Raw genomic sequence first — 11891 nt, 5'->3', positions numbered from 1 at the left:
AAGCGTAGAAACGGAGAGAGAGCTATGTTTGAATTAATGGAAAACCACAGCGAAGAAGCTGTTATTAAAGTAATAGGTGTTGGCGGCGGCGGCGGTAACGCTGTTGAGTATATGGTTGCCAGCAATATCGAAGGTGTAGAGTTTGTTGCAGCCAATACCGACGCCCAGGCTCTGCGTAATTCATCAGCCAACATTACGCTGCAGTTAGGCGCCAATGTCACTAAAGGTTTAGGGGCTGGTGCCAACCCGGAAATTGGCCGCCGTTCAGCCGAGGAAGACCGCGAAACCATCAAGAAAACCCTGCAGGGCGCTGATATGATTTTTATCGCAGCCGGTATGGGCGGTGGTACAGGTACCGGTGCAGCACCAATCGTGGCCGAAGTGGCGCGTGAGCTGGGTATCCTAACCGTGGCAGTGGTAACTAAGCCATTCCCGTTTGAAGGTAAAAAGCGTACTGCTTATGCTGACGAAGGTATTCTGGAGTTAAGCAAACACGTTGACTCGCTGATCACTATTCCAAATGACAAGTTGTTAAAAGTACTGGGCAAAGGCACCAGCCTGCTGGATGCGTTTAAAGCCGCTAACAACGTGCTGTTAGGTGCGGTACAGGGTATTGCCGAGTTAATTACCCGGCCTGGCCTTATCAACGTTGACTTTGCTGACGTACGTACCGTGATGTCAGAAATGGGCACCGCCATGATGGGCAGTGGCCGTGCTTCTGGCCCGGATCGGGCAGAAGAAGCCGCCGAGCAGGCTATTTCCAGCCCGCTGCTGGAGGATATTGATTTATCAGGTGCCAAGGGTATTCTGGTTAATATCACTGCCGGTTTAGATATCAGCATCGAAGAGTTTGAAATTGTTGGTAACGCAGTAAAAGCTTTTGCGTCTGAAAATGCCACTGTAGTAGTAGGTGCGGTAATCGACCCTAACATGCATGACGAACTGCGCGTAACTGTGGTTGCCACCGGTATTGGTGCAGACCGCCGGCCGGATATCAGCCTGGTGCAAAACCACCGCGCTGAGCCAATGCCTGTGTACGTACAACACGGTAACACCATGCAAAAACCTGCACCGCAGGCCATGCGTGAAGAGCAGCCAGCCGCTGCCGTGAAAGCACAGCCAGAAAGCAAAGCGAATATCGATATTTTTGATATCCCGGCGTTTTTACGCAAACAAGCCGACTAAGTCTATACTCAGTATAGTTTTAGTTGCAGGCAGGGCCGACAGCAGGGTTAAGCTGCTGTTCAGTGGAATTTGGCATAATTGTCACATTATGCTATGCTTCGCCACCATTTTGTGATTGCTTATTATTTGAGCAGGAAGAAATTATGATTAAACAACGTACCATCGACAAAACAGTCAGCTCCATTGGAGTGGGATTGCACAAAGGCGAAAAGGTTACGCTTACTCTCCGACCTGCGCCGGACAACACGGGTATCGTGTTCCGTCGTGTTGATCTCGATCCTGTGGTCGATTTCAAAGTAACACCTGAGTTAGTGGGTGATACGGTGATGTGTACCTGTTTAATTAATGAAAATGGCGTGCGCTTATCTACCACTGAACACCTGATGGCGGCCATTGCCGGGCTGGGGATCGACAATCTGGTGGTTGAAGTAGACTCAGCTGAAATTCCTATTATGGATGGCAGTGCCAATCCATTCGTTTATCTGCTGCTTGAAGCCGGTGTGGCAGAGCAGCGCCAGGCGAAAAAGTTTATCCGCATTAAGAAGTCTGTACGGGTAGAAGACGGCGACAAATGGGCCGAATTTAAACCGCATCATGGGTTTAAAATTGATTTTGCCATTGAATTTAACCACCCGGTGATTGCAGAAACCACGCAGCATATGCAAATGGATTTCTCCGCCGCAGGTTTTATTAAAGATATCAGCCGTGCCCGCACCTTTGGTTTTTTGCATGAGGTAGAGTACCTGCGTGCAAATAATCTGGCCTTGGGTGGCAGTTTTGACAACGCCGTAGTGCTGGACGAATACCGGGTATTAAACCAGGACGGCCTGCGTTACGAAGACGAATTTATTAAACACAAAATTCTCGATGCTATCGGCGATTTATATATGGCCGGTTACAGTATTCTGGGTGAGTTTAAAGCTTTTAAAACCGGCCATGCCCTGAATAACCAGCTATTGTGTGCCGTGCTGGCCAATCAGGAAAACTGGGAATTTGTTACCTTTGAAGACAAAGCCCATATGCCGATATCTTATCTGGCACCTCAGCTGGCCTGAGTTAGCATTGTAAGTTACAAACAAACCCGGTTTAACCGGGTTTTGTTTTTCCGCTATTTGGCTGTTGTGGATCAGCGTTCTGTGCCAGTTTTAACAATGCCTGTTTTAGCGGCCCTTCGCTGTTTTGCGCCACCGAGCGTAATGCCGAGGCTGCGCTATCAGAAAGTTGGTGGGTATTTTTCTGCGCTACCGGCAGTTGCAGTTTGCTGATCTGGCCGTTAGGTGAGGCTTCGATCTCAATTCCGGCTAAATCAGGCAAGATTTTTCGGCGAAAATTGTCTAGAATGGCGTCGCGCTGCATTTTTAAACTGGTCAGCCATGGCGCCGAGGCACACAAAATAATCGCCCGACCGTCACGAATACAGCTGACCTGACAGAAACTAAGTTGCTCCAGCTGTAATACGTCAGCCAGCACCTTGTTCAGTTGTTGCACCAGGCTTACCTGTTGCTGCTGTGATGCCAGAGTACTGTGGGCCAGCACTTTGCTGATATCCAGAGGCTTTTGTGTATAGCGGGCCATTGCCTTTGTGCACCTGCAACAAGTAAAACATCTGCGCAGTGTAACAGCTTCTTGAGATACAGAGAATGTTGCACCTTGAAAGCATTGGTATAGGGCACCATATCTGGCGTAAGATACTGAAGCTTTCATACTTTTTACTGGCCGGGCATAGCGCCGCCGGGGCTGCACTGCAGTTTTAACTTAACATGGTATTTGGATAATGTTTGGAAAACTTTTTACCAAATTATTTGGTAGCCGCAACGACCGCTTCTTAAAAAAACTAGAAAAACAAGTGCAGCAGATCAATGCGTTAGAGGCAGAACTTGAAGCCTTATCCGACGACCAGCTGAAACAAAAAACCGCAGAGTTTAAACAAAAACTGGCCAATGGCAGTACGCTGGAAGACATTTTACCGCATGCCTTTGCTACCGTGCGTGAAGCCAGTAAACGTGTATTTGGCATGCGTCACTTCGATGTGCAATTGCTTGGCGGTATTGTGCTGCATCAGGGTAAAATCTCTGAAATGCGTACCGGTGAAGGTAAAACCTTAACTGCAACTTTGCCAGCTTATCTGAATGCGTTAAGCGGTAAAGGTGTGCATGTTATTACCGTAAACGACTATCTGGCGCGGCGCGATGCCCAAACCAACGCACCGTTATTTTCTTTCCTTGGTTTAAGCGTTGGCGTTAACGTACCTGGCATGGCGCATCCGGAAAAGCATAAAGCTTATGCCGCTGATATTACCTACGGCACCAACAATGAATTTGGCTTTGATTACCTGCGCGACAATATGGCGTTTTCGCCGCAGGATCGCGTGCAGCGCGATCAAGCGTTTGCCATTATCGATGAAGTGGATTCAATTTTAATTGACGAAGCCCGTACCCCACTTATTATCTCCGGCCCGGCCGAGGACAGCTCAGAGCTGTACAAACAAATTAACCTGCTGGTACCGCAATTAATTAAGCAGGAAAAAGAAGACGAAGAAGGCGCCCATGGCGATGGCCACTTCACCGTAGATGAAAAAGCCCGTCAGGTATATTTAACTGAACAAGGCCAGATTAAAGTAGAAGACATGCTGCGCGAGCAAGGCATGATAGGCGAGCACGACACCCTGTTCTCTGCTGCCAATATTACCTTGCTGCACCATGTGTATGCTGCCTTACGCGCACACCAGCTGTTTAAGCGCGATGTCGATTACGTAGTAAAAGATGGCGATATCGTTATTGTTGATGAGCATACCGGCCGTACTATGGAAGGCCGCCGCTGGTCTGAAGGTTTACACCAGGCTGTAGAAGCCAAAGAAGGGGTGAAAATTCAGAACGAAAACCAAACGCTGGCCTCTATTACCTTCCAGAATTATTTCCGTTTGTACGACAAACTGTCGGGCATGACAGGTACTGCAGATACTGAAGCGTTTGAATTCCAGCAAATTTATGGCCTGGAAACTATAGTACTGCCAACTAACCGGCCTATGGTTCGTAAAGATATGGCCGACTTAGTGTATTTAAATGCCGAAGATAAATACCAGGCTATTATTGAAGACATTATCCAAACCCGTGATGCCGGCCGCCCGGTACTGGTGGGTACGGCTTCAATTGAAAGCTCAGAATATTTATCCGGCCTGCTTAATAAAGCTAAAATCAAGCACCAGGTGTTAAACGCCAAATTCCACGCCAACGAAGCGCAAATTATTGCTCAGGCCGGTCAGCCAGGTACGGTAACTATTGCCACTAATATGGCCGGCCGTGGTACTGATATTGTACTGGGCGGCAGTTTACAAGCTGAACTGGCTGCACTGGGCGAAGACGCCAGCGCCGAGCAAGTTGCCAAAGTAAAATCCGATTGGCAGGTGCAGCACGATGCAGTGATCAGTGCCGGTGGTTTGCATATTATCGGTACTGAGCGGCACGAATCACGCCGTATCGACAACCAGTTACGTGGTCGTTCAGGCCGGCAGGGCGATCCGGGTTCCAGCCGTTTTTATCTGTCGTTGGACGATGCCTTAATGCGTATTTTTGCCTCAGATCGTATGGCAGGTATGATGCGCCGTCTGGGCATGGAAAAAGGTGAAGCCATTGAACACCCGTGGGTGAGCCGCGCCATTGAAAACGCACAACGCAAAGTAGAAGCGCGTAACTTTGATATTCGTAAGCAACTGCTTGAGTTTGACGATGTTGCCAACGATCAGCGTAAAGTCGTGTACGAGCAACGTAACGAACTGCTGGACGCTACTGATATCAGCGAAACCATTAGTGCTATCCGTACAGATGTGATCGACGGCGTGATCAGCCAGTATATTCCGCCACAGTCGCTGGATGAAATGTGGGATATACCAGGTTTAGAGCAACGTTTAAAAGCAGATTTCAACCTTGAGCTGCCTATTGCGCAGTGGCTGGCTGACGACAAAAAACTGTTTGAAGAAAAACTGCGTGAACGTATTCAGCAGGAAGTTGAACAGGCCTACAGCCATAAAGAACAAATGGTTGGCCCACAGGTACTGCGCCAGTTTGAAAAAGCCATTATGCTGCAAAGCCTGGACACGCACTGGAAAGAGCATCTGGCGGCGATGGACCACCTGCGTCAGGGTATTAACCTGCGCGGTTACGCGCAGAAAAACCCGAAACAGGAATACAAGCGCGAAGCCTTTGAACTGTTTTCTACCATGCTGGAAAACCTGAAAATTGACGTTGTCGGCGTATTAAGCCGCGTGCAGGTACGTGCTGCAGAAGATGTCGAAGCAGTAGAAGAACAGCGTCGTAAAGCCGATGCGGTACCGCACGATTACCAGCACGCTGAAGCAGAGCATGTTGGCGGTCAGCTCCCGGAAGATGCCCCGCGTGCTCCGGTATTTCGTGAGCAGGACAAAGTAGGCCGTAACGACCCGTGCCCGTGCGGCTCAGGTAAAAAGTATAAACAGTGTCACGGTAAACTGGTGTAACACTACACAGTAATATAAACACAGAGTCAGCTTAGGCTGGCTCTTTTGTTTTGGTGTCAGGCAGGTGGGTAACAATGCAAACAACGGTGCAAAATAAAGTGGTGCATGTGGCGGTTGGGATAATAGTGCGTCAGCAACAAATTTTACTGGCGCTGCGCAGCAGCAAACAGCATCAGGGCGGCAAATGGGAGTTCCCCGGTGGCAAGGTAGAGGCGGGCGAAACAGTGCCGCAGGCGCTTAACCGTGAGCTGCAGGAAGAGGTGGCAATAAGTGTTAGCCAAAGCAGCCCATTAATGCAGTTAGAATATGCCTACCCGGAAAAAACAGTACTGCTGGATATCTGGCTGGTAACCGAATTTAGCGGCGAGCCGCACGGCCGTGAAGGCCAGCCACTGCGCTGGGCTAGCGTAGCCGAGCTAACAGAAATTCCGTTTCCGGATGCTAACCAGCCGATAGTCGCGCGTATTCAGCAGTTATTTGCGCCAGAGTAATACCACCGCAACGCCAGCTTGTTGGCTGGCGGCTTAATGCTTAAAAAATTCGTTATCCTGCGCGATAAACTCTTGTTCCAGCTCGGCCAGGTATTCTTCTGACAAAGCAGCGTCTATCGGCGCTTTGTCGGGGATGCGGTGGTTTTCTGCTGCCCAGTCGCCTAAATCAATTAATTTGCAGCGCTCAGAACAAAAAGGGCGAAAGGGTGAAGCAGCCGACCAGACTACATCTTTATCACAGGTTGGGCATTTTACATTCATGCGTTAGCTCCGGCTTAATTTGTGCCAATGTTAGCATTTTCGGGCTGACACGGCACGGCAACTTACAGCAAAGATATTGCTGTTAGCAGCAGGCCAGCTCGAAGCCGATGCTTTGGTCGCTGTTGCTGCGCCCGGCGTCATCACACAGCTGCATAAAGCGGATAGCGTAACGGTACTTGTTGCCACTTACCGTAGGGTAAACCCCGGCGTCTATCGGGTAGCGAATACGCAGTAACTCGTGCTGATCGGTGTTGCTTTGATAAAAGCCGTTATCGGCAACTACAGCAGTAAAGTGGCCTTTCTCCCGGCTAAAACCTAACACAAAGCTTATTGCCTCTAACAGCAGGCCAAATTCATGGCACCAGCTGGCGGCCATTTGCTGGCGTTGTTCCAGCGGTAAGTTAAACCAGTAGTGCAGTTGGGGTACGTCAAAATAGCAGGTACCACCGGGAATTGAAAAACGCTGGCGTAGTGGCGACAGAAACTTGTCTTCTTTTAAGTTACCGACAAACTTGCCGCTGCGCAGCAGTTCAGTTTGCAACCGCACCGCTTTTTGCAATACAGGCTTTAGTTTATCGCCGGATACCGAAGGATGGTTGGCCCAGGCTACCAATGCAGTTTCGCAGCGTTCACAGTCTTTAATTAAGTCGGGGCGAATATCGTTGCGGTCGAGCACTTCTACCAGATCAAACAACGCATTAAAGAATGCCTGCTGCTGCCACTCAGAATCCAGATCGTTGAGGCTATGCAGCTGTGCCAGTAAATATTCCAGACGCAGGTAAGTGCGCAGTTTCTCATTAAGCGGATGTTCGTAGATAAGTTCTGTCATGAGTTAGCTGTATCACACCTGTTGTGACAGCAGACTGAAAGCCCCGTTTAACCTGTGGTGGCCAGTTGCAAATAATGCTGATGCAAGGCGGCAACGCGGGGAATTAAATCAGCAATACTGCTGTCGTTTATAATAATATCATCAGCCAGTTTTAGCCGCTCTGGCCGCGAAATTTGCGCCGCCATAATGGCTTTTATCTGCTGCTCGTTGGCGTTATCGCGCGCCATGGCCCGTTGTAGCTGCAGGCTTTCGGGTAAGTCTATTACCAGTACCCGCTGCACATACCGGTTAAGTTTATTCTCTAATAGCAAAGGCGCCACTAATAACGCATAAGGTGATGTCAGCGCCGCCAGTTGGGTTAATAATTCCTGCCGTATAGCTGGGTGTAGCAGTTGCTCTAACCAGAGTTTGTCTGCGTTATTACTAAATACACGCTGGCGCAAACCGGCACGGTTAAGCTCGCCATTGGCTTGCAAAATGTCTGCACCAAAATGTGCGCTTATCGCTGCCAGGCAAGGCGTGCCGGGCATAACAACTTCACGCGCCACAATGTCGGCGTCAACATATTGCACGCCCTGGCTGGCAAATAGCTCTGTTACCGTGCTTTTACCACACCCAATACCGCCGGTGAGGCCAACAACAAAAGCTGACATTACAAGCCCAAATAGCGTAAATAGGCGCCGGTTATTTGTTCGCCCCATAGCAAGGCTATCCAGCCGGCAGCTGCGATATAAGGGCCAAAGGGTATCGGTGTGGCTTTGTTTTTACCCTGCACACTTAGCAATATTACGCCCACTACGGCACCGACACAGGACGACAGCAAAATAATAAGCGGTAACTGTTGCCAACCCAGTAAGGCACCAAATACCGCCAGCAACTTAAAGTCGCCGTAGCCCATGCCCTCTTTGCCGGTAAGCAATTTAAACAGCCAGTACACGCTCCATAAACTGAGGTAACCGGCAGCGGCGCCAACAATAGCCTGCCCCGGATTAACAAAGGCTGAACTACTAAGGCTGAATAACAGCGCCAGCCACAGCAAGGGCAGGGTTAGCTGATCAGGCAGCAGCATTTTATCTATATCAATAAAAGTTAGGGCGATGAGTGTCCAGGTGGTTACTATCAGTACTGCTGCAGCTAAACCAAAACCCAGTTTCCAGGCTACCAGAGCCGACAGCACAGCTGTCAGGGCTTCTACCACCGGGTAACGTATGCTTATCGGGGCGCGGCAGCTACGGCATTTGCCTTTTAGCAGCAGCCAGCTAAACACGGGAATATTGTCACGTGCTAATACAGGGGCATTACAGCTGGGGCAGCTTGAGCGCGGCACCGCCAGGTTAAACTTAGCCGGTGCTGCGGCTGTAGCAGAGCCGGAGAGAAAGTAGGCTTTATATTCTTGCTGCCATTCGTTTTCCATCATCTTGGGCAGGCGGTAAATCACCACGTTTAAAAAACTGCCAATAATCAGGCTTAATATTGCCGTGGCGGTAATAAATAGCGCCGGGTACAGGCTGAGTAATTCTGCTAACTGCTGCATCAGATTATTGAACCCATCTGGAAAATTGGTAAATACATGGCAATAATCAGGCCGCCAATTACCACACCTAATACCGCCATTATCATTGGTTCCAGTAATGCCGTTAAGCCATCTACGGCGTCGTCTACTTCCTGCTCGTATATATTAGCCACTTTTGCCAGCATGCTGTCTAATGCGCCGGACTCTTCACCAATGGCTACCATTTGGATCACCATTTCCGGGAACTGTTTGGTTTGCTTCATTGCTATATGCATTTGGTTACCTGAGGAGACTTCTTCACGAATAAATAAAATGGCATTTTTATATACCTCGTTGCCCGAGGCGCCAGCGGCTGACTCCAGCGCTTCAATTAACGGTACACCGGCGGCAAAGGTGGTAGATAGCGTACGGGCATAACGGGCTACAGCGGCTTTATTTAATATATTGCCTATTACCGGCAGTTTAATAATACGCCCATCTGCCCAGGTGCGAAATATGAGGTTGTTATTATAGGTTTTTTTAACCAAATAAAAGGTGGCGGCCATGCCTGCCAAAAACATCCACCAATAAGCCTGCATCAGCTCTGAAATACCCAGAACAAACAAGGTAAAAGCGGGTAACTCGGCACCAAAGCCAGCAAAAATTTCGGCAAATTGCGGTACCACAAAAATAAGCAAAATAGAGGTGACTATACCGGCGATCACTAAAACAGCTATCGGGTAAAACATGGCTTTTTTAATTTTAGATTTAAGGGCTTCGGCTTTTTCTTTATAAATAGCTAAGCGGTCAAAAATGGCATCTAATGCGCCCGAGGCTTCGCCCGATTTAACCAAATCGCAGTATAATTCATCAAAGTATTTCGGGTGCTCACGCAGGGTTTCGGATAAGGGCAAACCGGCCTGAATTTTAACAGAGATTTTTTGCATTAAGGTACGCAGGCTTTTATTGTCTGCGCCATTGGCAATTAAGTCGATAGATTGCACCAGCGGCACACCGGCACCCAGCATAGTGGCAATTTGCCGGGTAAAAATAGCAATATCCAAAGCAGAAATTTTGCGCTCGCCACCAAATAATGATTTAGGCTTTTTCTTTACACCAGACGGAGTAATGCCCTGTTGGCGCAGCAGAGCTTTTACTTCGGCAATACTGGTGCCTTTTATTTCACCGTCAACTTTCTTACCGCGCCGGTTAACGCCTTTATAGGTAAATGCTTCCAGCTCTTTTATTTTAAATTGTTGTGCCTGAGCCATGTTGGTTTCCTGTTGCAGCGCCTTAGCGCCAAAAGTCAAAATCTGCTATCACTTATCACTCACAACTAAACACTAAGCATTAACCACTCAGCGCCAGCGTCAGCCTTTTGTCACCCTGTTTATCTCAGCCAGGCTGGTTAAACCGGCCGCCGCTTTAATAAGGCCAGACTGGCGCAGGTTATTTACCCCTTCTGACTGGGCCTGGGTGGCAATATCCAGCGAGTTACCGCCCTGCATAATAATATCGGCCATTTTGCCGCTAACCGGCATGACTTCATAAATACCTACCCGGCCTTTGTAACCATTGGTGCAATGGTCACAACCCACGGGCTTAAATACTTTAACCGACGGCAGTTGCTGTGGCGTAAAGCCTTGTTTTAGCAATTCCTGCTCGGGCAATACTTCTTGTTGTTTACAGTGGCTGCACAACCGCCGTGCCAGACGCTGGGCAATAATTAACGATACGGAACTTGCCACGTTATAAGACGGCACCCCCATATTCAGTAAACGGGTAAGGGTTTCCGGCGCCGAGTTAGTGTGCAGGGTAGATAACACCAGGTGGCCGGTTTGTGCGGCTTTAATAGCAATTTCGGCAGTTTCTAAATCACGTATTTCACCTACCATTACCACGTCGGGGTCTTGCCGTAAAAAGGCTTTTAACGCCGAGGCAAAGGTTAAACCAGCGCGCGGGTTAACCTGTACCTGGTTCACGCCGGGCAGGTTAATTTCTACCGGGTCTTCAGCGGTAGAAATATTGGTTTCGCTGGTATTTAAAATAGCCAAACCGGTATACAGTGATACCGTTTTACCAGAGCCTGTCGGGCCGGTTACCAGTATCATGCCTTGTGGCTGGGCCAGAGCTTCTAAATACAGCTTTTTCTGGTGTTCTTCATAACCCAGTATATCTATACCCAGCATGGCGCTGTCAGAATCCAGAATACGCATTACCACTTTTTCACCCCACAAGGTGGGCAGGGTGCTAACGCGAAAATCAATCGACTTTTTGGCCGACAATTTTAATTTAATACGGCCATCCTGAGGTACGCGCTTTTCGGCAATATCCAGCCGCGACATAACCTTTAACCGGGCTGATAACCGGGTTGCCAGTGCCACCGGCGGGTTGGCCACTTCATGTAAAATGCCGTCAATCCGAAAGCGAATGCGGTAAACTTTTTCGTAGGGTTCAAAGTGTAAGTCAGATGCGCCTTTGCGTATGGCATCCAGCAGCATTTTATTAATAAAGGCAATTATCGGCTGGTCTTCTTTATCGGGCATTGCTCCCGGGCCGTCATCGTCGTCGGCTTCAATAATGCCCATAGAGCCTAAATCCCAGTCACTTTCGGCAAAGTCACCGCCCAGGCTGCTATCAAATACTTTATCAATTAACTTATGTAGTTTGTCATACTCAACTACCACTACTTCAGCATTTAAACCGGTGTTAAATTCAAAATCTTCAATGGTTTGAATATTGGTAGGGTCGACCACGGCCAAAAAAATATTACGGCCACGTTTACCCAGTGGCAGCATATCGGTTTTACGGATCAGTTTTTCGTTACGTAAGTCTTCAGGAATACTGGCAGCGTCATAGTGTTCCAGATCCAGGCTGATTGCCTGGCTAATGCTGGCGGCAGCCTGCGCTAGTACTGTGGAAGTAATAAGCTTTTCGTTAATTAGTAATTCAGGCAGGTTTTTATACTGGCCGCCTTTGTCGGCAACCGCTTTAGTGGCACGCTCAGAGTTTAGCAGGCCAAGCTGTACCAAACGTCTAAACAGTGTTGAGGTAGTGGTAACGGCCATTAAGCGAAAACATCCTGATTTTGCTAATAAGATTTTTCTGATTTGCTTGATTATGCCACTAAATGCGGGTTAT

At 48.7% G+C, this 11891-nt stretch carries 11 protein-coding genes; 4 read left to right on the top strand and 7 right to left on the bottom strand.

Annotation, left to right across the window (positions count from 1 at the left end):
* Window positions 1–24 precede the first annotated feature (24 nt).
* Window positions 25–1185: a cell division protein FtsZ gene (ftsZ, locus tag BLW68_RS09270; protein WP_092792574.1), complete on the top strand. Its 1161-nt coding sequence runs from the start codon at window positions 25–27 to the stop codon at window positions 1183–1185.
* 143 nt (window positions 1186–1328) lie between these two features.
* Window positions 1329–2240, top strand: coding sequence for a UDP-3-O-acyl-N-acetylglucosamine deacetylase (gene lpxC / locus BLW68_RS09265; protein WP_092792572.1), 912 nt, complete (start codon window positions 1329–1331; stop codon window positions 2238–2240).
* 31 nt (window positions 2241–2271) lie between these two features.
* Here lpxC and BLW68_RS09260 read toward each other — a convergent pair whose 3' ends face one another.
* A complete protein-coding gene (locus BLW68_RS09260) occupies window positions 2272–2760 on the bottom strand; it encodes a DciA family protein (protein ID WP_092792570.1) in 489 nt (162 codons plus the stop codon).
* A gap of 199 nt (window positions 2761–2959) precedes the next feature.
* Between BLW68_RS09260 and secA the strand changes: the two genes are divergently transcribed.
* Both secA and mutT read left to right on the top strand, forming a co-directional pair.
* Complete coding sequence (secA, locus tag BLW68_RS09255) at window positions 2960–5677, top strand: preprotein translocase subunit SecA (RefSeq protein WP_092792568.1); 2718 nt, start codon at window positions 2960–2962, stop codon at window positions 5675–5677.
* Between the two features lie 74 nt (window positions 5678–5751).
* Window positions 5752–6168, top strand: a complete 417-nt coding sequence (gene mutT, locus BLW68_RS09250) for an 8-oxo-dGTP diphosphatase MutT (protein ID WP_092792566.1) — start codon at window positions 5752–5754, stop codon at window positions 6166–6168.
* A gap of 33 nt (window positions 6169–6201) precedes the next feature.
* Here the strand turns inward: mutT and yacG are convergent, their stop codons facing one another.
* The 6 genes from yacG to pilB form a co-directional block, all read right to left on the bottom strand.
* On the bottom strand, window positions 6202–6429 hold the full coding sequence (gene yacG, locus BLW68_RS09245; RefSeq protein WP_068233327.1) for a DNA gyrase inhibitor YacG: 228 nt from the start codon (window positions 6427–6429) through the stop codon (window positions 6202–6204).
* An 82-nt stretch (window positions 6430–6511) separates the two neighbouring features.
* Window positions 6512–7258, bottom strand: coding sequence for a cell division protein ZapD (zapD, locus tag BLW68_RS09240; RefSeq protein ID WP_092792564.1), 747 nt, complete (start codon window positions 7256–7258; stop codon window positions 6512–6514).
* A gap of 47 nt (window positions 7259–7305) precedes the next feature.
* Entirely contained in the window at window positions 7306–7911 is a 606-nt protein-coding gene (gene coaE / locus BLW68_RS09235; protein ID WP_092792563.1) for a dephospho-CoA kinase, read from the bottom strand.
* Window positions 7911–8792, bottom strand: coding sequence for a prepilin peptidase (locus tag BLW68_RS09230; protein ID WP_092792561.1), 882 nt, complete (start codon window positions 8790–8792; stop codon window positions 7911–7913). The genes coaE and BLW68_RS09230 overlap by 1 nt, the downstream gene beginning before the upstream one ends.
* Window positions 8792–10021, bottom strand: a complete 1230-nt coding sequence (locus BLW68_RS09225; RefSeq protein WP_092792559.1) for a type II secretion system F family protein — start codon at window positions 10019–10021, stop codon at window positions 8792–8794. The genes BLW68_RS09230 and BLW68_RS09225 overlap by 1 nt, the downstream gene beginning before the upstream one ends.
* A 99-nt stretch (window positions 10022–10120) precedes the next feature.
* Window positions 10121–11818, bottom strand: coding sequence for a type IV-A pilus assembly ATPase PilB (gene pilB, locus BLW68_RS09220; protein WP_092792557.1), 1698 nt, complete (start codon window positions 11816–11818; stop codon window positions 10121–10123).
* Between the last annotated feature and the right edge of the window lie 73 nt (window positions 11819–11891).

The organism is Rheinheimera pacifica, assembly GCF_900108485.1.
GTDB lineage: Bacteria > Pseudomonadota > Gammaproteobacteria > Enterobacterales > Alteromonadaceae > Alishewanella > Alishewanella pacifica.
The sequence above is the reverse complement of the archived record's forward strand: the minus strand, read 5'-3'. Positions and strand labels throughout refer to the sequence as shown.